This window comes from Streptomyces shaanxiensis, assembly GCF_039537145.1.
Taxonomy (GTDB): Bacteria; Actinomycetota; Actinomycetes; order Streptomycetales; family Streptomycetaceae; genus Streptomyces; species Streptomyces shaanxiensis.
The window spans coordinates 796,797-820,903 of record NZ_BAAAZY010000010.1 but is presented as its reverse complement, the minus strand read 5'-3'; the positions used below and the strand labels follow the sequence as shown (position 1 = coordinate 820,903).

Genomic DNA, 24,107 nt, shown 5'->3' with positions numbered 1-24,107 from the left:
GGGTCAACACTTCCCTAGTAATTCGATAGGAAATCTAGGGAATGCGCGTCACCTTGGCTGATTCCCGCTCCATGAAGGGGACCTGAGTCACAGTCCGTGCGGCCGTCGCGTCGCTGAAGGGATGCGTCCACAGCCCCTGCGTCTCCAGCCGCGGCAGCACGCCCTCGCCGAACCAGTACGCCTCCTCCAGGTGCGGATAGCCGGAGAGGACGAACTCGTCGATGCCCAGCCGGTGGTACTCCGCGATCCGCTCGGCGACCTCGTCGTGGCTGCCGACCAGCGCCGTGCCCGCGCCGCCTCGCACCAGCCCGATACCCGCCCACAGGTTCGGGTAGATCTCCAGGTCGTCGGAGCTGCCGCCGTGCAGCGCGAGCATCCGCTGCTGCCCCTCGGACTCGCTGCGGGCGAGTCCGGCCTGCACGGCCCGTACGGTCTCCGGGTCGAAGCCGGCGAGCAGCCGCCGGGCCTCGGCCCACGCCTGTTCGGCGGTGTCCCGGGTGATGACGTGCAGCCGGATCCCGAAGCGGACGCTCCGGCCCTCCTTCTCGGCCAGCGCCCGGATCCAGGCGATCTTCCGGGCGACGTCGGCCGGCGGCTCGCCCCAGGTGAGGTAGACGTCGACATGGCGTGCGGCGATCTGTCCGGCGATGGGCGAGGATCCGCCGAAGTACACCTCGGGCACCGGGTCGGGCACCCGGGCCAGCTTCGCGTCCTCGACCTGGAGGTGCTCGCCGACCAGGTCGACGGTCCTGCCCTCCCACAACCCTCGTACGATCTGGAGGAATTCACCGGTACGGCGGTATCGGTCGTCCTTGTCGAGGAAGTCGCCGTAGGCGCGCTGCTCGTGGCTCTCCCCTCCCGTGACCACGTTCAGCAGCAGCCGTCCGCCGGACTGCCGCTGGAAGGTGGACGCCATCTGCGCGGCGAGGGTCGGCGAGACGAAGCCGGGCCGGAAGGCGACCAGGAACTTCAGCCGCTCGGTGTGCTGGCTGACCATGGCGGTCGTGAGCCATGCGTCCTCGCACCAGGCACCCGTGGGGGTGAGCGCGCCGACGAAGCCGAGGTCCTCGGCGGCACGGGCGATCTGGCTCAGATAGGCGACCGTCGGCGGCCTGTCACGACCGGACACCGTGGCGGGGGTTCCGTGGCCGCCGCCGACGACATGGCGGCTGTCGCCGTTGGTGGGCAGGAACCAGTGGAAGGTGAGGGACATGGGGGGTCTCCGATCGGGGTCGTTCGTGTCGGGGGCGTTCGTATCGGGGCAGGTCGTTGCGGGGTCGTTTGTGTCGGGGCAGATCTGGTCGGGGTCGTTCGTCACAGCAGGCCGTGCCGGGGCGGCCTGACGCCGCGCAGCACGTAGCGGCCGATGTGCTGGACCTTCCAGCGGGCCGGGTCGTGCAGGGTGTGGGTGCGGGCGTCGCGCCAATGCCGGTGCAGGCCCAGGGAGTCGAGCGCCGACCGGGTGCCGGCGACCTCGAAGAGGGCGCTGCCGACCTCCACGGCCGCCTCCGCCGCCGTCACCTTGGCGGCGGCCACGGCGATGGAGGCCTCGGCCGCGGAGTCGTCGGTGAGGTCGGCGCGGGCGGCGTGCACGGAGCGTGCCGCGGCGACGAGCAGCGCGTCGGCGGCGCGTACCCGGATCGCCAGCTCGCCGAAGCGCTGGACCAGCAGAGGGTCATCGGCGGCGGTCGAGTGGCCTTCGCCGACGCTCTCGAACCAGGGGCGGCTCTTCGTGCGGACGAACTCCACGGCCTCGGCAAGCGCCCCCGCGGCGATCCCGGCGTCGATGGCCGCGTGCAGCAACTGGGCTACGGCGCCGTGGAGTTGGGGCCCCTGGAAGGTGAGGTGGTGGGGCACCACCCGGTCGGCGGGCACGGGCACCGACTCCAGGCGGACGGTTCCGCTGGCTGTGGTGCGCTGTCCCATGCCGTCCCAGTCGTCCACGACCGTGAGGCCGGGCGCGTCGCGCGGAACGTACGCCACGTGCAGGTTGTCGTCGTCGGCGCGGGCGAGGACGGGGATCCAGTCGGCGAACAGGGCGCCGGTGGAGTAGTGCTTGACGCCGTCCAGGTCGTACGACCCGTCAGGGCGCCGCGCGAGCCGCGTACGGATGTCCTGTACGTGGCTGGTGCCCGCCTCGGACTGGGCGTTGCCGAACCGTTTCCCCGCCAGCACCTCGCCGAAGAAGAACTCCTGCTGCTCCCGCGTGCCCTGCCGGCGCAGCACATTGACGTACACGAAGTGGCTCTGCGGTATTTGCGCGAGGCTGGCGTCGGCCGACGCCAGCACCCGGAAGATCTCGGCGAGTGTCTCCGTACGGACGTCCGCGCCGCCGAACGCCGCCGGTACCGTCACCCCGAGCAGCCCGGAGGCGGACAGCCGCTGGAGTTCCGCGTGCGGGAGCCGGCGCTGCGCGTCCCGCTCGGCGGCGTCCTTGCGGAAGTCCGCGGCCAGTTCGGCGGCGACGGCGAGGGCCTCGGCGTCGTCGGCGATCACCGTGGCGGCGCTCATCCGGTGGCCGCCAGCAGGGTCGGGCGGCCGCCGAGGGCGAGCGAGAACTGGTCGGTGACGTGGGCGAGCGCCTCGGCGGCGCCCGGTGCGACGGTCAGGGTGCCGTCGTCGCCCACGCTGATGTCCTTGTCGAGGGTGAACCAGCCCGGCGTGATGTGGGCCGGGCCCATGGAGTTCAGCACCGGGCGCAGGGCGTAGTCGATGGCCAGGACATGGGCGGTGGAACCGCCGGTGGCCAACGGGAGGACGGTCTTGCCCGCCAGCGCGTACTGCGGGAGCAGGTCGAGCAGCGACTTCAGCAGGCCGGAGTAGGCGGCCTTGTAGACCGGAGTGCCGATCACGACCCCGTCCGCGCGCTCGAACAGTGCGGTGGCCTCGACGATCGCCGGGTGGCCGAAGTCGGCGTACAGCAGGGCCTCGGGCGGGAGTGCGCGGACGTCGAACGGGATCACCTCGTGCCCCTGGGCCGCGAGCCGGTCGTCCAGGTGGCGCAGCAGCCGGGCGGTGCGGGAGGTGGCGGAGGGACTTCCGGAGACGGACAGGACGGTGGCCATGCGAGGACCTCTCTGGGGCGTGTCGGATGCGGGCGGCTGGGCCCTGGGGTCAGGCGCGGGCTGCGGCGGGCTCGGACGCGGCTTCCTGGGCTTCCAGTTCGCGGACGAGCGGCAGCACCCGCTTGCCGAAGTACTCGACCTCCTCCAGGTAGTGCAGGAAGCCGAGGAGGAAGAGGTCGACGCCGAGCCGCTTGTAGGCGACGATCCGCTCGGCGATCTGCTCGGGGGTGCCGATCAGGCCCGTGCGGAAGCCGTCGTTGTACTGGACGAGGTCCTCGAAGCCGGAGTCCTGCCACATGCCCTTGCCGTCGCCGGTGGACGGGCCGGCCTGCTGGACGGCGTCGCGGAAGCCGTGGACGGCCTCGGTGTTGGCCTTGGCGACGATCTCACGGAGCGTGTCGCGGGCCTCGGCCTCGGTATCGCGGGCGATGAGGAATCCGTTGAGGCCGAACCTGGGTGCCGTACGGCCCGCTTGGGCGGCGGCGGCGCGGACGTCGGCGATCTGCTCGGTGACGCCGTCGAAGTCCTTGCCGTTGCTGAAGTACCAGTCGGAGACGCGGCCGGCCATGGCGCGGGCGGCGGTGGAGTTGCCGCCCTGGAAGATCTCCGGGTGCGGGCGCTCGGGGGTGTTCAGCGGCTTGGGCTTGAGGGAGAAGTCGCGCAACCGGTAGAAGTCACCGGCGAGTTCGGCGTGGTCCTCGGTCCAGATCTGACGCAGGGCGCGGATGAACTCCTCCGAGCGGCGGTAGCGCTCGTCGTGCTCCAGCCAGGGCTCGCCGAGGGCGGTGAACTCGCCCTTGAACCAGCCGCTGACGACGTTGACGGCGAAGCGGCCGTTCGACAGGTGGTCGGCGGTGGCACCGAGTTTGGCGAGGACGCCCGGGTGCCACAGGCCGGGGTGGACGGCGGCGATGACCTTCAGGCGCTGGGTGGCGAGCAGCAGGGCGAGGCTGAAGCTGGTCGACTCGTGCTGGAACTCGGCGCCGTAGCTGGCCATGTAGCGCACCTGGCTGAGGGCGTAGTCGAAGCCGTTGTTCTCGGCGAGGACGGCCAGTTCGCGGTTGTAGTCGTAGCCCCAGTCGGTGCGCTGCTCGATGGTGCTGGTGACCAGGCCACCGCTGACGTTCGGCACCCAGTAGGCGAAGCGGACGGGGTCGGATCCGGGCGGGACGGGCATGGGGAGCTCCTGGCATGACTGCGCACGCGAAAAAGGCGCGTGCGTGGCAGGGAAACGTGTTCAGGGACCGGGATTCAGGCGTGTGGGAACGCGACCTCGGGGAAAGCCGAAATCACGAGCCGAAGCACGATGGAGATCGGCCGGCAGTGAAATGCGCGAAGAGAGCGGCGCGAGTGCGAGGGTTTCCCTCGGTGCGCTCAGGCCCGACAGCGACAGCAGGAGCTGGAGACACGCGCGAGATCGACATGGCGTCGCTGCGTGAGGTCCGGTCGCTTCATGTCATCGATCAAAACAGGAGGGGGTCCGGCCGGTCAAGAATGCCCGGTGGTGATTCCACATGCTGGGAGTCGGTATTCACGAGGTTGTGACAGGGATTCCCTTGAACCAGGTGGATGGCCGGCAGCAGTCTCCTGTCGTGCGTATCGAACAGCTCGAATACATCGCCGCCGTCACCCGGTCGGGGTCGCTGCGGCGGGCCGCCGAGGAACTGCATCTGTCCCAGCCCGCGCTCAGCGAGACCGTGCGCAATCTGGAGCGCGAACTCGGTGTGGACCTGCTGGAGCGCAAGCGGTCCGGGGCGAAGATCAGCGACGAGGGCCGGGAACTGCTGCCGCACATCATGAGCGTGCTGGACGCGGTCGACCGACTGCGGGGCGCGGCCGGCGACCAGCACCGCATCAGCCGGATGGTCCGGCTCGGCACGGTCAACACGGCCACCGTGCCACTCGTCATTCCTACAGTGCGGGAGTTCCGGGCCTCGCACCCGGTGACCCAGGTCGAGTTGGTCGGCGCGCAGCAGGCCGAGATCCATCGCGGGCTGCTGGAGGGCGCGTTCGATCTGGGGCTGGTCAACTACCTCGCGGGCGACGACCTGCCGCCCGGTTTCAGGACGACCGAACTGCTGCGCGGCCGGCCGGTGGTGTGCGTGCGGCCGGACAGTCCGCTCGCGGCCCTGGACGCCGTGGACGCGGACAGCCTCCTGGCCGAGCCGCTGGTCGTGATGCGGTCCGGCTACGTCATGCACCGCTTCCTGCACCGGCTGCTGGACGGCCGTACGCCCTCCTTCTCGTACTCCACCGACGGCGCCGAGATGGGCAAGCTGATGGTCGCCGAGGGGCTGGGGGCGACGGTGCTGCCGGACTTCAGCGTCCTCGGCGACCCCCTGGAGCGGCGAGGCGCGATCACCGTACGGCCGCTCGCGGGGGACGCGACCGACGTGCTGCTGGTCCTTCAGCGCCGCGACTCCGGCTCCGTCCCCCGGGCCGTACGCGATCTGCACGAGCTGTTCGTGCGCAACGCCCGTGCGTGCGGCGCCCCTTCGCCCGGTGAAGGTGCCTGATCAGACCACGGTCACCGGATGCCGCACCACCGCGTCGAACAGATAGCCCTGCGTGTTGGGCACGGCGACGTCCGGCTGGCGGTGTCCGGCGGTGTCGGTGGCGCGGGCGAGGAGGTGAGTGGTGCCGGGTGTCTCGGGCTTCCAGGGGATGGACCAGCGGGTCCAGGTGTCGGCGCGGGGCCGGTCGTGCAGTCGGGCCGGACGCCAGCTCGCGCCGCCGTCGGTGCTGACGTCCACCCGCGCGATCCCTCCCGCGCCCGACCAGGACCGGCCGTGCAACACCTGGTCCTCCCCCACCGGGAGGGTGGCGCCGCTCGCCAGCTCGAAGGCGCTCTTGATCGTCTGGCGGGTCAGCGGCGCGCTGCCCTGCGGTGGGTGGGAGGGGCCGAACAGCCGGTAGAAGGTCGTGTTCCACGGTGAGAACAGCGGTTGCGCGGACACCTCGATGTCACCGACCCACTTGATCGACGCGATCCCCACCCATGAAGGCACCAGCACCCGCACCGGATGGCCGTGGTCGTACGGCAGCGGCTCACCGTTCATCTCGTACGCGAGCAGGACGTCGTCCAGCGCCTTGGCCAGCGGCAGCGGACGCCGCACCCGGCCGAGGCTCTCCCCACCGCTGACGTACTCGGCGTCCAGGCCGCGCGGCTGGACGTCCACGGCGTACGGGGACAGCCCCGCCCTGCGCAGGACGTCGGCCAGCCGGACCCCGCGCCAGCGGGCGACGCCGATCGCGCCCAGGGTCCAGGGGGTGCCGGTGACCGTTTCGCCCTGCTGGGTCGTGTAGTGGCTGCGGCCGTTTCCGGCGCACTCGACGAACGCGGTCCGGGTGACGGCGGGCAGGGCGCGCAGATCGTCGTATCCGAACTCCACCGGCCTGTCCTCGCCGGGGGTGCCCCGCAGCCCGCTGCCCCACAGGCGCAGCCGCCAGTCGTGCGCGTCCAGGACGGGGGTGGTGGTGTGGTTGCGTACGAAGAACAGCTCGTTGGGGGTGTGGTGACCGGTTCCGCGCAGAGCCTCCCAGCGGGTCTCGGCGTTGGTGCCGCGCTGGATGAACCACTCGGGCGGCAGCGGCTTGACGATCGGGGTGTCCGCGGCGCGGGCGGGACCGGGTGCGGGGAGCGCGGTCGCGGCCGCCGTGGCGGCGAGCAGGGTGAGCAGCCGGCGACGGCTGACCCCGTCCGCCCTGGCGTTCCCGGCGAGCCACTGGCGCAGTCTGCGGCGGTCGTAGGCGGTCTCGTCGACGCGGGTCGCGGGACGGGGCGAAGGCACGGGGGATGCGGGCATGACGGGTCCTCATCGTCAGTGTGGAGACCGGACATGGTGAGGGGGGCGGCGCGGCCCGACGCTGGGTGTCCGCAGCCGGGCTGCCCGATCCAACAGGGCCGATGGCCAAGGCTGTTGGAGGGGTTACACAGGGGAACGCGCGCGGTGATCAGCCGGGGAACCGACACAGCGCGGCGGCCACGCGGACCAGGTCCACGGTGCGGCGGCGTATCAGCGGTTCCTGCGGTGACATGGCGCGATGCAAGCACGCGGAGCGTGAAGGTGTCAACGGACCGGCCGTGCCCGGTGGTTGGCGCTCACTCCGACGCCGCTCGGCGTGCGTCGAGCTGCCGCACGAGCCGGGTCAACGACTCGTGCGGGCTCTGTCCTGCGGTGTCGATCACCACGTGCTCGCGCTCCCACGGCTCGTAGGCGCGGGCGAGCACCTGGGGCCAGTCGGGCAGGGGCAGGCCGGGGATGTCCACGGTCCGTGATGTCAGGCGGTGCCGGTGCTCGGCGGGATCCGAGCAGACCACCTCCACCTCGACGGTCTCGACTCCGGACGCCGAGCCGACGTCACGCCATGCGTCCCGGGTCACCGCCAGCGGGTTGACCGACTCCGCGATCACGGTCAGCCCTTGCCGGAGATGCTCCCCGGCAAGGGCGTATCCGACGACGTAGCCGACCGGTCCGACGGGATGCCGGGCCAGACCGGAGCGGACGATCGCCTGCTCGATGGTGTCTATCCGCAGGTGGACCGCGCCGATCCGGCCGGCCAGCAGTCGCGCCAGTGTGGTCTTGCCGGTGCCGGGCAGTCCCGACAGGACGATGAGCATGCCTGACCCCGCCGGGGCGCCCGGGCGGCGGCTACTTGTTTGTCTTGGGCAGGCCGGGCGGGTTGATCTCCGACTTGGACACGGCCTCGTCGGACAGGCCCCAGCGCTCGAGCACCTTGGCGTACGTGCCGTTCTCGATGACGTGGTTGAGGGCGTCGGCGAGCGGCTTGACCAGTCCGCTGTCCTTCTTGGTGGTGGCCGCGATGAGGCCCTGGAGGGTGGCGCCGGCGCCGGAGTAGGTGCCGACGACCTCGGTCTTGCCGGTGGTGGCCGCGTGGTAGGCGGCGGTCGGGTTGGGGCCGAGGTACAGGTCGATGCGGCCGGACTGGAGAGCGAGGTAGGTGTCGCTGTCGTTCTGGTAGTACTTGATGTTCACCGGCTTGCGGCCGGCCTTCTCGTTCTCCTTGCTCCACTCGATCAGCAGCTTCTCCTGGTTGGTTCCGCTGCTCACGGCGACGGTCTTGCCCGCCACGTCCGCGGGCCCGGTGACCTTCAGGCCACTGCCCTTCTTCGCCCCGAAGCCCAGGTTGTCCTCGCGGTAGGTGGCGAAGTCGTACTTCTCCTTGCGTTCCTCGGTGACGGTGATGTTGCTGAAGCCGGCGTCGTACTTGGCGCTGTCGAGACCGACGAAGATGTTCTCCCAGGACACCGTGTTGATGTGCGGCTTGAGGCCGAGCACGTCGGCGACCAGGTAGGCGATGTCGGGCTCGACGCCGATGACCGTCTTGTTGTCGGTGGCGACGAAGGTGAGCGGCGCGGCGGAGCCGGACGAGGCGACGAGTTCCAGCGTGCCTCTCTTGCGGATCTTCTCCGGGACCTCGGCGGCTATGGAGTCGACCTTGTCGGTGGTGACACGGTTCTGGTCAGCGCTGATGTTGATCTTCGTCTTGCCGCCCGACGCGTCCGCGACCTCGGTCGTACCGCCTTCGGAGGGGTTGCTGCAGGCGGCGAGGACGAGGGCGGAGGCGAGTCCGAGCACGGCTGCGGTGGTGCGGCGGCGGGCGAGGCTGGTGGACACGGTTGTTCTCCTTGCGTGCGGAACAGAGGGTTGAGGGTGGTGGGTCGAAGGACCTTGGATCAGGGGCCCCGGATCAGAGGTCCTGCGTCAGAGGACCTGGCTCAGAGGACCTTGGAGAGGAAGGCGCGGGTGCGTTCGTGCCGCGGGTTGTCGAGGACGGCCGCGGGCGGCCCCTGCTCCACGACGACGCCGCCGTCCATGAAGACCACGGTGTCGGCGACCTCGCGGGCGAAGCCGATCTCATGGGTCACGACGATCATGGTGGTGCCTGTGCTGGCCAAGTCCTTGATGACGTCGAGGACTTCACCGACCAGTTCCGGGTCGAGCGCCGAGGTGGGCTCGTCGAAGAGCAGCACCTTCGGTTCGAGGGCGAGCGCGCGGGCGATGGCCACGCGCTGCTGCTGGCCGCCGGAGAGCTGCCGCGGGTAGGCGTCGGCCTTGTCGGCGAGGCCGACGCGGTCGAGGAGCCGACGGGCCGTCTCCTGCGCCGCCTTGCGCGGGCGGCGCAGCGCGGAGACCGGGGCCTCGATCAGGTTCTCCAGGACGGTCAGATGGGGGAAGAGGTTGAAGTTCTGGAAGACGAACCCGATGTTGGTCCGCTGCTTCAGAACGTCCTTCTCCTTCAGCTCGTGTAGCTTGTTCCCGCTGCGGCGGTAGCCGATGAGCTCGCCGTCGATGCTGATCCAGCCGCGGTTCACCTTCTCCAGGTGGTTGATGGTCCGCAGCAGCGTGGACTTCCCGGAGCCGGACGGGCCGAGGATCACCGTGACCCCGCCGGCCCGGACCTTCAGGTCGACGCCGCGCAGCACCTCCAGCGGACCGAAGCTCTTGTGGACGCCGTGGACGTCGACCATGACGTCGCTCATGTCTTCTCCGTCGGTTGGTGGTCGGCCACGACGCGTCGGTCGGCCGCGAGTTGTCGGGGGACCGCGAGTCGTTGGGTGGCCGCGAGTCTTTGGGTGGCCACGAAGCGCCGAACGCGCTGGATCGGCGTGGGCGGTGGGGTGCGGTTGGCGCCCCGGGCGTAGCGGCGCTCCACGTAGTACTGGGCGACCGAGAGCAGGGACGTCAGTAGGACGTACCAGGCCGTGGCGACCAGCAGCAGCGGGATCACCCGGCCGTTGCGGCCGTAGATCACCTGCACCTGGTAGAAGAGCTCGCCGATGGACATCACATAGACCACCGAGGTGCCCTTGAGCAGGCCGATGATCTCGTTGCCGGCGGTGGGCAGGATGGCGCGCATGGCCTGCGGCAGTACGATCCGGCGGATCTGCCGCAGCCGGGGGATGCCGAGCGCCGCGGCCGCCTCCAGCTGTCCGTGGTCGACGGAGAGGACGCCGCCGCGGACGATCTCGGCGGCGTACGCCGCCTGGTGCAGGGTCAGTCCGATGATGGCGGCGCCGATGGTGCCGATGAGGGTGTTGCTGTCGACGGACCAGAACACCGGGCCGAAGGGGATGCCGACGCCCAACTCCTCGTACAGCGCGCTCAGGTTGAACCAGAAGACCAGCTGGACGATCATGGGGATCGACCGGAAGATCCAGATGTAGGTCCAGGCGACGGTCGAGAGCACCGGGCTGCGCGACAGCCGCATGAAGGCGAGCACGGTGCCGAGGAGGAAGCCGAGGACGGTGGCGTAGGCGGTGAGCTGGAGGGTGACCCACACCGCCTGGACGATCGTCTCGGAGAAGACGTAGTCCCTGAAGACGTTCCACTCCCAGACGGGGTTCGTGGCCAGGCCGTGCGCGAACTGGGCGACCAGCACGATCACGGCGACGCCGGCGGCCCAGCGGGCGTGGTGGCGGGCCGGTACTACCTTCAACTCAGCCGGGTCTTCGGCCAGTTGTGTGACGGGTGAGGTGATGGTGTCGCTGCTCATGGTTCACCTGTGCTCGGGCGGGTTGATCCGCGACGTCTCGATCGCGGAGGCGGAGGTGCCCCACTTCCTGAGGATCCGGGCGTAGGTGCCGTCCTTGATCAGCTCGTTGACGGCGGCCTGGAACGCCTTGGTGAGCGGGGAGCCCTTCTTGAAGGCGAAGCCGACGTCGAGGCGGTGGAACTCGCCGAGGAAGGCGGTCTGCGACGCGGACTGTGCCGCCTGGTAGCGCAGGCCGTTGATGGTCGACATGATCACGTCGATGCGGCCCTGCTGGAGCGCGGTGAGCGTCGCCGCGTTCTCCGAGTAGACCTTCACGTCGTACGGCTTCTTGCCCGCCTTCGCGCACACGCCCTTCTGCGCGGTGAGGGTCGCCTCGAAGGTGGTGCCGGCGCCGGTGCCGATGGTCAGCCCGCACAGCTGGGTGAGGTCGGTGACCTTCGACTTGAGCTCGGTGTTGCCCTTCTTCACCGCGAAGCCCTGGCCGTCGTTGATGTAGGTGACGAAGTCGATGGTCTTGAGGCGCTCCGCGGTGACGCCGAAGTTGCCGGTGCCGAAGTCGTACTTGCCGCTGCCGAGGGCGGGCAGGATCGTCTCGAAGGAGGCGTCCTGTCGCTCCAGCTTCACGCCGAGCACCTTGGCCACGGCGTCGGCGAGGTCGATGTCCTGGCCGGCGGGAGCCTTGTCCGTGCCGTTCGGGTAGTACGCCCCGGGCGGGAACCCGACCGAGCTGCCGACCCGGAGCGTGCCCGCCTTGCGTACGTCGGCGGGGAGGAGGGCGGCGGCGGAGTCGACCTTGCGGACGGCGGCTACCGGGTCGTCGGTCGGTGCGGGGGACGCCTGGGCACCCACCGCCGCCGCGCCGCCGGTCTCGCCGGAGCCGCAGGCGGTCAGGGCGAGCAGGGGCAGCAACATGAGGGCGGCGGCGCCGCGCAGGCGTGGTCTGATCCCGTGGACGTTCACAGCTCGGCTGCCTTTCCCTCGGGTGCTTCGGCGGTCAGGTGCTTCTCGAAGGGCAGCGGACCGATGCTCTCCGGGTCGGCCTCCGTGTCGAAGAGCGGTGTGTAACCGGTGGCCAGGTACAGGCCACGGGCCTCGGGCTGGCGCGGTCCCGTCGTCAGGTAGACGCGCCGGTAGCCGCGGATGCCCGCCTCGCGCTCCAACTCGGCGACGACGCGCCGGGCGAGACCCCGCCGACGGTGGGCGGAGTGCGTCCAGATCCGCTTCAGCTCGGCCGTGGTCGCGTCGCACCGCCGGAAGGCGCCGCCCGCGACCGGCTCGCCGTGCTCCAGCAGCAGGAGCAGGACGCCGCCGTACGGCGCGGTGAACTCCTCGTCGGGGTAGCGGGCCATCTCGCCGTGGGCGTCCCCGCCGTACCGCGCGGAGTACTCGTCGCCGAGTTCCCGCAGGAGCGGCTCCACCAAGGGGTCGGACACCGGCACTTCGACGACCGTCAACTCGGCCGGGTGAGCCGGTGGTTGGGCGACGGAGGTCATCCGTTCACCGCCGCGAGGGTCTGTGCGCCGCGGCCGGCCCGCTCCGCGTCGCGCTTGGCGACCTCCTCGCGGACGATCGGGATCACGTACCGGCCGAAGTCGACGGCGTCGTCCAGCAGGTCGTAGCCGCGCGCGGAGAGGATGTCGACGCCGAGGTCGTAGTAGTCGAGCAGGGCCTGGGCGACCGTCTCCGGGGTGCCGACCAGGGCGTTGGAGTTGCCCGCGCCTCCGGTCGCGGCGGCGGTCGGGGTCCACAGGGCGCGGTCGTAACGCTCCCCCGCCTCGGCGATGGCGATGAGCCGCTGCGAGCCGGTGTTCTGCGGCTGGGCCTGCCCGTTGTGCCGCTTGGTGATCGCCTCGCCCCGCCCCTTGCGGGCCTTGATCGCGCCGACCGTGCGATGGGCCTTCTCCCAGGCCAGCTCCTCGGTCGGGGCGATGATCGGGCGGAAGGCGACCTGGATGCGCGGCACGTCGGTGCGGCCCGCGGCCTTCGCGGCGGCCTTCACGTTCTCGATCTGCTCGGCGGTCTTCGCCAGGGGCTCGCCCCACAGGCAGTAGATGTCGGCCTCGGCGCCGCCTGCGGCGTACGCCGCAGGGGACGAACCGCCGAACGAGACGTTCGGGCGGGGCTGTTGGACGGGGAAGACATCGCTCACGAAGTCGTGGAAGCGGTAGTGCTCGCCCTCGTGGTCGAAGGATTCGTGGGTGGTCCAGATCTTCTTGACGATCCGGATGTACTCACGGGTGCGGGTGTAGCGCTCGTCCTTGGTGAGGGTGTCGCCCTCACGGCCCTGCTCGTGATCGTTGCCGCCGGTGATGAAGTGGACGGTCAGCCGGCCGTCGCTGATCTGGTCGAGCGTCGCGAACGTCTTGGCGGCGAACGTCGGGTACGAGACGTTCGGGCGGTGGGCGAGCAGGATCTGGAGGCGGTCCAGCCGGCTCGCGATGTACGCGGCGGCCGGTGCGGGGTCCGCCGATCCGGAGCCGTAGGCGAACAGCACCCGGTCCCAGCCGTGGTCCTCGTGCGCCCGGGCGAGTCGGAGCGTGTACTCCTTGTCGAACGCGGCGCCGGAGCGCGGCGTGGTTTCGGAGCCGTTGTTGGTGGCGGCGATGCCGAGGAACTCCACGGGCATGGGCGTGGCCTTTCGGGAATGCGGCACGCAGGCATGACGGAACTGCCCGGCGCACAAGCGTGAGTGATGGCTCGTCAGAAGGACGACGAGTGGATACGGGCGTGACGACGCCGGGCGTCGATGGAGACGGTGCTACGGCAGCGCGCGTGAAAGGAGAACTCGGCCCGCGACGGGGTCACCGAGGGAGGGAAGGGCCGGTCGGACGGCCCGCTGCCGAGTCAGGCGCAACACGCCGCGGACCACACCCGACCGAAGTCGATGTGATCGCGCGTGACCAAGCGCTGCTGGGCATTCATGCGACTAATTGAGCAGTACATCGCGTCCGCCGTCAAGCAGCGCCCGGATGCCGGACCACCCCTGTCGGCGCCTCCCACCGGCCTGTTGACACATCGATGCCATGGGCACATACGATCGACGCCGGACCGGCTCCGCGTCGCGCGGCAGCCTCTCCGGCCGCGTTGAGGGACGCGGCGAGCGTGACGACACCGAACCCCGGCCGCACCGTATCCGCGCGGCGCCCGCACCGCGCGCGCCCTACGTGTGCCGCCGGGGGTCACCCACGCCTGCGATTCCCTCCCCCGGAGAGAGCCTCCTCATGGTCACGCCGTCCGATGTCACACCCACCTCTGGCACGAAGACCCCTCAGGCGCCCGACGATCCCGACGGTCCCGGCTCACCCGGCGCGGACCTGCCGCGGATCGTGCCGCGTCGGCACGCCGGCCGGTGGCTGACCGCGGCCCTCGCGCTGCTGCTGTTCGCGATGGTGCTCAACTCCGTCGTCCGCAACCAGGCTTTCCAGTGGGACGTGGTGGGCCGGTACTTCACCACCACCGCCGTGCTCGACGGGCTGCTGCTCTCCCTGTGGCTGACCGCCGTGGTGATGGTGCTCGGTTTCCTGCTCGGCACGGTACTCGCGGTGATGCGGCTGTCCGCCAACCCGGTGCTGCGCACGCTGAGTTGGGGCTATGTGTGGATCTTCCGGTCGACGCCGCTGCTGGTGCAGCTGCTGTTCTGGTTCAACATCGGCGCCCTGTATCCGACGCTGGGCCTCGGCATCCCGTTCGGCCCGCAGTTCCTCACCGTCAAGACGGTCAACCTGCTCGGCCCCACCCTCACCGCCGTCATCGGCCTGACCCTGCACGAGACCGCCTACGCCGCCGAGGTGGTGCGCGGCGGCATCCTCTCGGTGGACTCCGGGCAGACCGAGGCCGCCCAGGCACTCGGGCTGAGCAGACGCCGCACTCTGCGCCGGGTCGTCGTCCCGCAGGCGATGCGCTCCATCGTGCCGACCGCCGGGAACATGCTGATCGGCACCCTCAAGGGCACCAGCATCGTCAGCGTGCTGGCCGTGCACGACCTGCTGTACTCGGTGCAGCTGATCTACAACCAGACCTACCAGGTCATCCCGCTGCTGATGGTCGCCACCCTGTGGTACATCGCGGTCACGACCGTGCTGAGCGCGGGCCAGTTCTACGTCGAGCGGTACTACGCGCGCGGCGACTCCCGCGCCCTGCCGCCGACTCCGCTGCAGCGGCTGCGCGGCCATCTGATCGCCGTACGCCACCGGTTGAGCGCGGCCACGGCCGCCGACGCCCGCCCGGCGATCGGCGGTGACCGGTGAGCGGCGCATCCTCCACGGCCGTCCTGGTCGTCGTCGGCGCGGGGCCGCGCGCCACCGGCCTGCTGGAGCGGATCGCCGCCAACGCACCCGAACTGTGGGACGGAGCAAGGGAGTTGCGGATCCATCTGGTGGATCCGCATCCACCCGGCCCGGGTCGCGTCTGGCGACACGAGCAGTCCGCGCTGCTGCGGATGAACTCCATGGCCGAGGACGTCACCATGTTCACCGACGAGTCCTCCACCATCGACGGCCCCGTACGGCCCGGCCCCTCGCTGGCCGAGTGGGCCGCCCAGTTCTCCGGGCGGGGCCCACGTCATGCCCCGTACTCCGAACCCGCCGACCCGGAGGTGCTCGCCGAACTGCGCTCGCTCGACGGGGCCGACTTCCCCACGCGCCGCGCCCAGAACGCCTATCTGGACTGGGTGTTCCGCCGGGCGCTGGCCGAGCTGCCGCTCTCGGTCACCGTCGAGTGGCACCGCACCACCGCGACCGCCGTGACCGGCCCCCCGGACGGCCCGCAGCAGGTGCGCCTGGCCGACCGCGCCGCCCCGCTCACCGCCGACCTGGTGATCCTCGCCCAGGGACACATCGGCTCCACGCCCACCGCCGAGCACCGTGAGCACGCCGCCTTCGCCCGCCGCCACGGCCGCTTCCACCTCCCACCCGAGTTCTCCGCCGACGCCGACCTGTCCGCACTGCGCCCCGGCGAACAGGTCGTTCTGCGCGGCTTCGGGCTCGCCTTCATCGACCTGGTGGCACTGCTCACCGAGGGCCGCGGCGGCAGCTACCGCACCGAGGCCGACGGCACCCTCACCTACCTTCCGTCCGGCCGCGAACCCGTCCTCCACGTCGGATCCCGGCGCGGGGTGCCGTACCACTCCAAGACGCGCTACCAGCTCCAGGGCCCTCGGCCCGCGCTGCCGCGCCACTTCGGGCCCGAGGCGGTCGACGCGCTGCTCGCCGAGGAGCGTGCGCTGGACCTGCGGCGCGACGTGTGGCCGCTGATGGCCAAGGAGATCGGCTTCGGCCACTACCACGAGCTCTTCCACGCCCACCCCGAGCGCACCGCTGTCGCCTGGGCTGACTTCGTCGCCGCGTACGACCGTCTGGGCTGGTACGACGACGACATGGCGGCCCTCGTCGCCGAGGCCGTACCCGATCCGGCGGACCGCCTGGACTTCGAGGCGCTGGACCATCCGCTGGACGGCCTGGCCTTCCCGACACCGGGCGCCTTCCAGGAGCACCTGCGCGAGCACATCGCCCAGGATGTCGCCCGCCGCGAGGACCCGGAGTTCAGCGCCGACCTCGGGGTGTTCCTCGCCCTGCTCTCCGTCTACGGCCAGCTGCCCCGTCTGGTCGCCGCGGGGCGGCTGACGGCGCGGTCCGTCGCCGAGCGGCTGGACGGGTGGTGGAGCGGCTTCTTCAGCTTCCTGGCCTCCGGCCCACCCGGCTTCCGCCTGCGCCAGCTGCTGGCCCTCTCCCGGGCCGGGATCGTCCACTTCGTGGGCGCCGGCGTCCGGATCGGCACCGACGAGAGCGCCGGCACCTTCACCGCGACCAGCCCCACCGTCCCCGGGCACACCGTCCACGCGACCGCCCTCATCGAGGCGTACCTGCCGGGCCCCTCCCTGGACCGCACCGAGGATCCCCTCCTGCGGGACCTGCACCGGGCCGGCGCCCTCACCGAGGAGGTCATCGCCGACCCCACCCACACCCACCGCTCCGGCCTGCTGGCGGTCTCCGCCTCGAATGCCCACGTCATCGACCCGTCCCTCGGCGGCCCCCACCCCCGCCGGATCGCCCTCGGCGCTCCCACCAACAGCCGGGCCGTGGCCGCTTTCGCCCGTCCCCGCACCGACGCGCCCGCCTTCCGCCAGAATGACGCGGTGGCGCGCGCGGTTTTGCGCGCCCTTGGCGCCGGGTCCGTGACCTCGCACTTCTCAAATGACGAGAAGGAAGTGTCCATTATATGAAAAGCCTCTTGGGGTAGCGGCAACCTTCTGCCACGATCCCCATCAGCCAGGTAGGGAAACTAGGAAACTGTGGGGTGGGTGGCCATGCGAACGCGCAACCGCACAGACCTGCTGTTGCCCCTTCTGACTTCACGTCGCCACATCGACTTCGGCCGTACGGCCAGCGCGATCTGTCGGCTCGTCTGAGTCCTTCCGCGCAACCCGCACGTCCCCCCACACCATTGCGCCCCCTGCCGTCCCACCGGGACGGCGGGCGAGTGGTGTGCCGGTGCGCACCAGCAGGCCTTCACGCCTTCCTTGCCGTACACCCCTGATCACCTTTCTCCGAGAGGACACCTCCGTGTCTGCCGCAAGACCGCTCACCACCCTGCGCACCCTCGCCGCCATCGCGGCGCTCCCCCTGCTGCTCACCGCCTGCGGCTACGGCTCCGAGTCCACCGACAGCGACAAGCAGACCGAGGTCGCGGCGGACGCCAAGAAGCTCTCCGCCGACGAGGTGAAGATCGGCTACTTCCCGAACCTCACGCACGCCACCGCCCTGGTGGGCATCCAGGAGGGCCTGCTCCAGAAGGAGCTCGGCGGCACCACGATCAAGGCCTCGACGTTCAACGCCGGCCCGTCCGAGATCGAGGCGCTGAACTCCGAGTCCCTCGACATCGGCTGGATCGGCCCCTCCCCCGCCATCAACGGCTACACCAAGGCGGCGGGCAAGAACCTGCGGATCATCTCCGGTTCGGCCTCGGGCGGCGTGAAGCTCGTCGTCAACCCGGAGAAGATCAAGTCCCTGAAGGACGTCAAGGGCAAGAAGATCGCCACGCCGCAGCTCGGCAACACCCAGGACGTCGCGTTCCTCAACTGGGTCTCCGACCAGGGCTGGAAGGTCGACGCGGAGAGCGGCAAGGGCGACGTCTCCGTGGTCCGCACCGACAACAAGATCACCCCGGACGCCTACAAGTCCGGCTCGATCGACGGTGCCTGGGTGCCCGAGCCGACCGCGTCCAAGCTGGTCTCCGAGGGCGCGAAGGTGCTCCTCGACGAGGGCGACCTGTGGCCCGACAAGAAGTTCGTGATCACGAACATCATCGTCCGGCAGGACTTCCTCAAGGAGCACCCGGACGTCGTCGAGGCGGTGCTGCGCGGTTCGGTGAAGACCAACGAGTGGATCAACGCCAACCCGGACAAGGCCAAGGCCTCCGCCAACAAGGCCCTGGAGGAGCTCTCCGGCAAGGCCCTGCCCGCCCAGGTCCTCGACCCGGCCTGGAAGTCGATCACCTTCCTGGACGACCCGCTGGCCGCCACCCTCGACACCGAGGCGGAGCACGCGGTCAAGGCCGGCCTGCTGGAGGAGCCCGACCTCAAGGGCATCTACGACCTCACCACGCTCAACAAGGTCCTCAAGGCCGAGGGCAAGGACGAGGTCGACGACGCCGGTCTCGGCGTCAAGTAGCAACGACCGCACCGGATGAGTTCCCAGGAGGTGACGACCATGGCCACCACGACGGCCACGACCGCGAAGGTCGCCGAGGACGCCACGGCGGTGCCGTATGCCGCCCGTATCGAGCACGTCTCGAAGTCCTTCCCCACGCCGGGCAGGACCGGCGGGCAACAGCTCGTGCTGGACGACATCACGCTCGATGTCGCACCCGGCGAGTTCGTCACCCTCCTGGGAGCCTCAGGGTGCGGCAAGTCCACCCTGCTCAACCTGGTCGCGGGGCTCGACCGGCCGTCCGTCGGCTCGATCGGCACGGACGGCCGGCCGGCCCTGATGTTCCAGGAGCACGCGCTGTTCCCGTGGCTGACCGCGGGCAAGAACATCGAGCTCGCGCTGAAGCTGCGCGGGGTCGCCAAGGCGGAGCGCCGCCCGGAGGCGGAGCGGCTGCTGGACCTCGTGCGGCTGCAGGGCGCGTACGGCAAGCGGGTGCACGAGCTGTCCGGCGGTATGCGCCAGCGCGTCGCGCTCGCCCGGGCGCTGGCCCAGGACAGCCGGCTGCTGCTGATGGACGAGCCGTTCGCCGCGCTGGACGCGATCACGCGGGACGTGCTGCACGACGAACTGACCCGTATCTGGCGCGAGACGGGACTGTCGGTGCTGTTCGTGACGCACAACGTGCGCGAGGCCGTGCGGCTGGCCCAGCGTGTCGTCCTGCTGTCCTCCCGTCCCGGCCGGATCGCCCAGGAGTGGACGGTCGACCTGCCGCATCCGCGGCGCATCGAGGACGCCGCCGTCGCCGAACTGTCCGTCGAGATCACCGAAGAACTGCGTGGGGAGATCCGCCGCCATGGCCAGCACTGACAACGGCGTCGACGTCAAGAAGCACAGCGCCGACGACCTGGCGGGGCTGGAGGCCGGGCTCGACGCCCTGGACTCGGTGGTCGTCAGCCGTACGCCGCTGCGCGAGACCCTGAACCGCAAGGTGCTGCCGCCCGTCACCGCCATCGTCCTGGTGCTGGTGGTCTGGCAGCTGCTGGTGTGGGCCCAGGTCGCCCCCGAGTACAAGCTGCCCGCGCCGGCCGACGTGTGGGACGAGGTGAGCGATGCCTGGCTCAAGGGAACGCTCCTCGACTACATCTGGACGTCCGTCTCGCGCGGTCTGCTCGGCTTCCTGATCGCGCTCGCCATCGGTACGCCGCTCGGTCTGCTGGTCGCCCGGGTGAGGTTCGTCCGGGGCGCCATCGGACCCATCCTGTCCGGGCTGCAGTCGCTGCCGTCGGTGGCCTGGGTGCCGCCCGCCGTGCTCTGGCTGGGCCTCAACGACTCGATGATGTACGCCGTGATCCTGCTCGGCGCGGTCCCGTCCATCGCCAACGGCCTCGTCGCGGGCATCGACCAGATCCCCCCGCTGTTCCTGCGCGCCGGACGCACCCTGGGCGCGACCGGGCTGCGCGAGGCCCGGTACATCGTGATGCCGGCCGCGCTGCCCGGCTATCTGGCAGGTCTGAAGCAGGGCTGGGCCTTCTCCTGGCGCTCGCTGATGGCCGCCGAGATCATCGCCACCTCGCCCGATCTGGGCGTGGGGCTGGGCCAGTTGCTGGAGCACGGGCGCACCAACAGCAGCATGTCGCAGGTGTTCCTGGCCATCTTCCTGATCCTGCTCGTCGGTATCGCCATCGACCTGCTGATCTTCAGCCCGCTGGAGCGGCGGGTGCTGCGCGGCCGGGGGCTGCTGGTCACCCGCTGAACGGCGCACGCGCGCGCCGCGTGCTCGGTCGTCTACACACCCAGCGGGTCTGCCACTGTTGGCAGGCCCGCTGTTGTTCGACACCCGCGGGACGACCGGATACGCATCCGGGCCGAGGCATCACGAGCGCTGCGTCGGCTGGATCCACCCCAGCGACCGCTCGACGGCCCGCTTCCAGCACGAGTACTCCCACTCTCGCCGCCCGGGGTCCATGTCCGGCAGCCACTGAGCGGCCCGGTGCCAGTTGCGGCGCAGGACCTTCAGATCCGGCCAGTAGCCGGCCGCGAGTCCGGCGGCGTAGGCGGCGCCCAGCGACACCGTCTCGGCGACGAGGGGCCGTACGACGGGAACGTCGAGCACATCGGCCAGGATCTGCATGAGCAGGTGGTCGGATGTCATGCCTCCGTCCACCTTGAGCTGCTTGAGGGCGAGCGCGGAGTCGGCGTTCATGGCGTCGACGACCTCGCGGGTCTGCCAGCCGGTGGCCTCCAGGACGGCGCGCGCCAGATGGCCCTTCGTGATGTACGACGTGAGGCCGACGATGACGCCGCGGGCGTCGCTGCGCCAGTGGGGGGCGAACAGACCGGAGAACGCGGGGACGATGTAGCAGCCGCCGTTGTCCTCGACGGTACGCGCCAGCGTCTCGATCTCGGGGGCGCTGTGGATCAGGCCGAGCCGGTCACGGAACCACTGGACCAGCGAGCCGGTGACGGCGATCGGGCCTTCCAGCGCGTAGACCGTGGGCTGGTCCGCGATCTTGTACGCGACCGTCGTGAGGAGCCCGTGCTCGGACCGCACGAGGTCGGTGCCGGTGTTCATCACCAGGAAGCTGCCGGTCCCGTAGGTGCACTTCGCCTCGCCCGGCGAGAAGCAGGTCTGTCCGAACAGGGCCGCCTGCTGGTCGCCGAGGGCCGCCGTGATGCGCACCCCGGGGAGCAGTGCACGGGCCTCGCCGTAGCTCTCCGCCGAGGACCGGATCTCCGGCAGCATCGGGCGCGGCACCCCGAAGAACTCCATGAGCGCGTCGTCCCAGGTCAGCGTCCGGATGTCCATGAGCATGGTGCGGCTGGCGTTGGTGGCGTCGGTGATGTGCAGGCCGCCGTCCGTACCGCCGGTGAGGTTCCAGATCAGCCAGCTCTCGATGGTGCCGAACAGCACCTCCCCGTTCCGGGCGCGCCGTTCCAGCCCGTCGACGTTGTCGAACAGCCAGCGGATACGGGGCGCGGAGAAGTAGGTCGACGGAGGCAGGCAGCAGTGGTCGAGGAAGAACTCTTCGCCCGGGTCCCTCCTCAGCTCGTCGACGAGGGGGGCGGTGCGGGTGTCCTGCCAGACGATCGCCCGGACCAGCGGGACTCCGGTCCGCCGGTCCCAGAGCACCGTCGTCTCCCGCTGGTTCGCGATCCCTATGGCGGAGATCTGGCTCGCGTCGATACGGGCGTTGAGCAGTGCCTCGGGAACGACGCGCTGGAGGTTGCGCCAGATCTCGACGGCGTCATGCTCGACCCAGCCGGGCCGGGGGAAGTACTGCTGGTGTTCCCGCTGGGCGACGGACACCAGCCGCCCGCCGTGGTCGAACAGGATGCAGCGGGTGGAGGTGGTGCCCTGGTCGATGGACATCACATACCGTTCAACCATGATCGGCCCTGCCTTCCGATGTGTCGCGCAGGTGCTGGGGGCCTACCAGCGGGCCGCGCCCAGATCTCTGGAGATCGCGCGTGCCGCCTCCCGCAGCACGGTGATCAGGGCCGGTTGTGGCCGGCCTTTGGTGTCGCAGATCCGCTCGACCGCGCCGGACACTCCGATCGCGCCCACCACGAGTCCGCCCTGTCCTCGGATCGGCGCGGCGATTCCGGCCTCGCCCATGCTCATTTCCTGCACCTCGGCGCCCCAGCCGAGATCCCGTATCTCGCCGAGCGCGCGGTTCAGCTCCTCCGGGTGGACCAGGGTGTGCCGGGTGTACGCCTCCGGTTCGTCGTCCAGCAGCGGCTCGACGGGCGTCGCCCCGAAAGCGAGGAGGACCTTGCCGAGCGAGGAGGCGTGCAGCGGCAGCAGGGCGCCGACGTCCAGGGTCTGCAGGGTGTCGTCCGGCCGGAAGACATGGTGGATGACAAGCACCCTGCCCTCCAGGGGCGTGCCCAGGCGGACGGCCTCCCCGCTACGGGCGGCCAGGGCGTCGGCCCAGTTGATGGACCGCGAACGCAGTTCGTTGACGTCGAGGTAACTCGTGCCGAGGTGCAGCAGAGCCGCCCCGAGCTGGTACTTTCCGGTCGCCGGATCCTGCTCCACGAAGTCCACGTGCTGCAGGGTGCGCAGGATTCCATGGGCGGTGCCCTTGGCGAGCCCCAGCGACGACGCCACTTCCCCCAGCCCCAGCCGACGGGATCCGCCGGCGAGTAGGCGCAGGATCGCCGCGGCCCGTTCTATCGACTGGACTGGGCCGGCCATGAAGCGATGGTAGTCCCGCTTTTTCCGATTCGGGACCCTCGTTCGGTAATGCCGACCGATGTTCGTTGACGGCCCGCTTGCCCCTCTTTAGGGTGCCATGATGCCCGGCTTGCGGGCTACCAGGGCTTCCCCGAGGAGGAGGGCACATGACAACTGCGCAGCTCGACGCCGCGCCGCGCGGGGAGGCCGAACACGTCTTCTCCATGCCGCCCACGCCGGGTGCCGTCTCGGGCGTACGTCGACGCGTGCGCACGGTTCTAGCCGACTGGAACCTGGCAGCGGACATCGCCGAGGACGTACTGCTGGTGGTCTCGGAGCTCCTCACCAACGCGATCGTCCACGCCCTGCCTCCGGCGACGCTGAGGCTCTCGCGACGCCAGGTGGACAGGTGCGGCGCCATACGCGTCGAAGTGACCGACATGGGGCCCACGACCCCGAGCAGTCCGTCGACCTCGGCCATCGATCCGGACGAGCACGGAAGGGGCCTCGCCATCGTCCATGCGCTGGCGGCCCAGTGCGGCGTACACGCACACTCCGACGGGATCAGCCGGTGGGCGGAGCTGAACTTCGGCAGGAGCTGAGGCCGATCACCTTCACAGGCGGCGCGGACCTGACCGACTCACGCGAAAGGGTCCCCACAGGCTCTCGCCCATGAAGACCCTTCACACCGTCGGGACGACAGGATTTGAACCGCGACAAGTGCGCATTTGCCTATCGGTGGGCTCGGCCTGCGCAGACGCGGGACAGAAGGCGCGGCCATCCCAATTCCCGCACCGGCTGAGCCCAGAACCGACAGAAACTTTCCCAACAGCCCCTAGAAGGCGCTGTTGTTGCAGCCCATGGTCGAGCCGATGTGCTTGCTCTGCCCACCGGCGTTGCCCTCGCCGTTGAGCGCGTTGCCCAGGAGCCCGTTGAGGATGCCGACCTGGCCGAGGATGTCGAGGTTCAAGTCGTGCGACTTGCAGTTGGAGCTCTGCAGGACGCTGAAGCTGTCCCCGCCCTTCTTGCCCTTGTCGCCGTGGCCGTCGAGGCCCTGGGCGGTGGCGGTGCCGGCGCTCAGGAGTCCGACGCTGCCGAGGGCGGCGACCACGACGGCAGCCTTGCGAAGCTTGTGCATATGCCATCTCCGATGGAGTGAGGTGGGTGCGATCCGTGAGAGATCGACTTCTTATGGTCACCGGAGATTAGAATCAGAAAATCTCCATACGTCGCGGTGACACACCGAGGTTCCTGATCTCGTGGCGGTGCGGTCAGGCAAACGGCCGGATTCGATGTCCTGCGGCAACTACGCGTCCGGCATCGCCCGCTGAGCTTTCGTCAGATCGCACCGACGCCGCGACCGATGCCCAAGAGGCGCTGACCAATCATGCTTGCTGCCGATGCTCGACGGAGCGGGCGTCTTCTCCGTGCCGAGGATCGGCGTAACCCGAGGCCGTCTCAGACTCACGATTTCGACACGCAGCACATCGGGAATTACTTCAACTTTATTGCACAGGTGCGCGAAGCGCTGGCCAAGTGTGAATTCATGGCTCGCGACCGCATCGGCCCCACCTAAATGTACGGGCCCATTGGGTCAGGTAAGACCTCGCTTTTAACCGTCTTTCACCAAGCGGTGTACGTCCACCCCGACCCGCAAAGTCTCAGGGCCGGCCCGGAGAAGCCGAGTAAGCTGCTCGGCCA

Annotated in this window: 24 protein-coding genes; 8 read left to right on the top strand and 16 right to left on the bottom strand. The window is 70.1% G+C overall.

The annotated features are described in order from the left end of the window. Positions 1–34: 34 nt before the first annotated feature. The 5 genes from ABD932_RS17680 to ABD932_RS43995 form a co-directional block, all read right to left on the bottom strand. On the bottom strand, positions 35–1,213 hold the full coding sequence (locus ABD932_RS17680) for an LLM class flavin-dependent oxidoreductase (RefSeq protein ID WP_345013718.1): 1,179 nt from the start codon (positions 1,211–1,213) through the stop codon (positions 35–37). A 101-nt stretch (positions 1,214–1,314) separates the two neighbouring features. After that, complete coding sequence (locus tag ABD932_RS17675) at positions 1,315–2,511, bottom strand: SfnB family sulfur acquisition oxidoreductase (protein WP_345013716.1); 1,197 nt, start codon at positions 2,509–2,511, stop codon at positions 1,315–1,317. Continuing rightward, complete coding sequence (gene ssuE / locus ABD932_RS17670) at positions 2,508–3,065, bottom strand: NADPH-dependent FMN reductase (protein WP_345013714.1); 558 nt, start codon at positions 3,063–3,065, stop codon at positions 2,508–2,510. The genes ABD932_RS17675 and ssuE overlap by 4 nt, the downstream gene beginning before the upstream one ends. A gap of 49 nt (positions 3,066–3,114) precedes the next feature. Then, positions 3,115–4,242 (bottom strand): dimethylsulfone monooxygenase SfnG, encoded by a 1,128-nt coding sequence (gene sfnG / locus ABD932_RS17665; protein WP_345013712.1) that lies wholly within the window; start codon positions 4,240–4,242, stop codon positions 3,115–3,117. 197 nt (positions 4,243–4,439) lie between these two features. Then, the gene (locus ABD932_RS43995) at positions 4,440–4,520 is read right to left on the bottom strand and encodes a putative leader peptide (RefSeq protein WP_425587487.1); all 81 of its coding nucleotides are present in this window, start codon (positions 4,518–4,520) and stop codon (positions 4,440–4,442) included. Positions 4,521–4,657: 137 nt separating this feature from the next. Here ABD932_RS43995 and ABD932_RS17660 point away from each other — a divergent pair, with 137 nt between their 5' ends. Beyond that, positions 4,658–5,581, top strand: a complete 924-nt coding sequence (locus tag ABD932_RS17660; protein ID WP_345013710.1) for a LysR family transcriptional regulator — start codon at positions 4,658–4,660, stop codon at positions 5,579–5,581. Here ABD932_RS17660 and ABD932_RS17655 read toward each other — a convergent pair whose 3' ends face one another. The 8 genes from ABD932_RS17655 to ABD932_RS17620 all read right to left on the bottom strand — a co-directional run bounded on the left by ABD932_RS17655 (position 5,582) and on the right by ABD932_RS17620 (position 13,209). After that, the gene (locus tag ABD932_RS17655) at positions 5,582–6,871 is read right to left on the bottom strand and encodes a sulfite oxidase (RefSeq protein ID WP_345013708.1); all 1,290 of its coding nucleotides are present in this window, start codon (positions 6,869–6,871) and stop codon (positions 5,582–5,584) included. A gap of 296 nt (positions 6,872–7,167) precedes the next feature. After that, entirely contained in the window at positions 7,168–7,686 is a 519-nt protein-coding gene (locus ABD932_RS17650) for a P-loop nucleotide/nucleoside kinase family protein (protein ID WP_345013706.1), read from the bottom strand. A gap of 31 nt (positions 7,687–7,717) precedes the next feature. Further along, positions 7,718–8,704, bottom strand: coding sequence for an ABC transporter substrate-binding protein (locus tag ABD932_RS17645; protein WP_345013704.1), 987 nt, complete (start codon positions 8,702–8,704; stop codon positions 7,718–7,720). Between the two features lie 101 nt (positions 8,705–8,805). Further along, positions 8,806–9,570 carry an amino acid ABC transporter ATP-binding protein gene (locus ABD932_RS17640; protein ID WP_345013702.1) on the bottom strand — a complete coding sequence of 255 codons (765 nt, stop codon included), beginning with the start codon at positions 9,568–9,570 and terminating at the stop codon, positions 8,806–8,808. Then, positions 9,567–10,583, bottom strand: coding sequence for an amino acid ABC transporter permease (locus ABD932_RS17635; RefSeq protein ID WP_345013700.1), 1,017 nt, complete (start codon positions 10,581–10,583; stop codon positions 9,567–9,569). Before ABD932_RS17635 ends, ABD932_RS17640 begins: the two co-directional genes overlap by 4 nt. Positions 10,584–10,586: 3 nt before the next feature. Further along, the gene (locus ABD932_RS17630; RefSeq protein WP_345014453.1) at positions 10,587–11,495 is read right to left on the bottom strand and encodes an ABC transporter substrate-binding protein; all 909 of its coding nucleotides are present in this window, start codon (positions 11,493–11,495) and stop codon (positions 10,587–10,589) included. A 44-nt stretch (positions 11,496–11,539) separates the two neighbouring features. After that, positions 11,540–12,076 carry a GNAT family N-acetyltransferase gene (locus tag ABD932_RS17625; RefSeq protein WP_345013698.1) on the bottom strand — a complete coding sequence of 179 codons (537 nt, stop codon included), beginning with the start codon at positions 12,074–12,076 and terminating at the stop codon, positions 11,540–11,542. After that, positions 12,073–13,209 carry an LLM class flavin-dependent oxidoreductase gene (locus tag ABD932_RS17620; RefSeq protein WP_345014451.1) on the bottom strand — a complete coding sequence of 379 codons (1,137 nt, stop codon included), beginning with the start codon at positions 13,207–13,209 and terminating at the stop codon, positions 12,073–12,075. The genes ABD932_RS17625 and ABD932_RS17620 overlap by 4 nt, the downstream gene beginning before the upstream one ends. Positions 13,210–13,804: 595 nt before the next feature. Here ABD932_RS17620 and ABD932_RS17615 point away from each other — a divergent pair. From ABD932_RS17615 to ABD932_RS17595, 6 genes are all read left to right on the top strand, one after another. Then, positions 13,805–14,830: an amino acid ABC transporter permease gene (locus ABD932_RS17615; RefSeq protein WP_345013696.1), complete on the top strand. Its 1,026-nt coding sequence runs from the start codon at positions 13,805–13,807 to the stop codon at positions 14,828–14,830. Continuing rightward, a complete protein-coding gene (locus tag ABD932_RS17610) occupies positions 14,827–16,803 on the top strand; it encodes an FAD/NAD(P)-binding protein (protein WP_345013694.1) in 1,977 nt (658 codons plus the stop codon). The genes ABD932_RS17615 and ABD932_RS17610 overlap by 4 nt, the downstream gene beginning before the upstream one ends. An 84-nt stretch (positions 16,804–16,887) precedes the next feature. Beyond that, the gene (locus tag ABD932_RS43990; RefSeq protein WP_425587469.1) at positions 16,888–16,989 is read left to right on the top strand and encodes a putative leader peptide; all 102 of its coding nucleotides are present in this window, start codon (positions 16,888–16,890) and stop codon (positions 16,987–16,989) included. Positions 16,990–17,143: 154 nt separating this feature from the next. After that, a complete protein-coding gene (locus ABD932_RS17605) occupies positions 17,144–18,250 on the top strand; it encodes an ABC transporter substrate-binding protein (RefSeq protein WP_345013692.1) in 1,107 nt (368 codons plus the stop codon). Between the two features lie 15 nt (positions 18,251–18,265). After that, the gene (locus tag ABD932_RS17600) at positions 18,266–19,096 is read left to right on the top strand and encodes an ABC transporter ATP-binding protein (RefSeq protein WP_425587468.1); all 831 of its coding nucleotides are present in this window, start codon (positions 18,266–18,268) and stop codon (positions 19,094–19,096) included. Then, positions 19,083–19,982: an ABC transporter permease gene (locus tag ABD932_RS17595; RefSeq protein ID WP_345013688.1), complete on the top strand. Its 900-nt coding sequence runs from the start codon at positions 19,083–19,085 to the stop codon at positions 19,980–19,982. The genes ABD932_RS17600 and ABD932_RS17595 overlap by 14 nt, the downstream gene beginning before the upstream one ends. Before the next feature lie 120 nt (positions 19,983–20,102). Here ABD932_RS17595 and glpK read toward each other — a convergent pair whose 3' ends face one another. Next, positions 20,103–21,617: a glycerol kinase GlpK gene (gene glpK / locus ABD932_RS17590; protein ID WP_345013685.1), complete on the bottom strand. Its 1,515-nt coding sequence runs from the start codon at positions 21,615–21,617 to the stop codon at positions 20,103–20,105. 42 nt (positions 21,618–21,659) lie between these two features. Then, the gene (locus ABD932_RS17585; protein WP_345013683.1) at positions 21,660–22,427 is read right to left on the bottom strand and encodes an IclR family transcriptional regulator; all 768 of its coding nucleotides are present in this window, start codon (positions 22,425–22,427) and stop codon (positions 21,660–21,662) included. 146 nt (positions 22,428–22,573) lie between these two features. Here ABD932_RS17585 and ABD932_RS17580 point away from each other — a divergent pair, with 146 nt between their 5' ends. Continuing rightward, positions 22,574–23,008, top strand: a complete 435-nt coding sequence (locus tag ABD932_RS17580; RefSeq protein WP_345013681.1) for an ATP-binding protein — start codon at positions 22,574–22,576, stop codon at positions 23,006–23,008. A gap of 233 nt (positions 23,009–23,241) precedes the next feature. Here the strand turns inward: ABD932_RS17580 and ABD932_RS17575 are convergent, their stop codons facing one another. Further along, on the bottom strand, positions 23,242–23,544 hold the full coding sequence (locus ABD932_RS17575; RefSeq protein ID WP_345013679.1) for a hypothetical protein: 303 nt from the start codon (positions 23,542–23,544) through the stop codon (positions 23,242–23,244). Positions 23,545–24,107 lie beyond the last annotated feature (563 nt).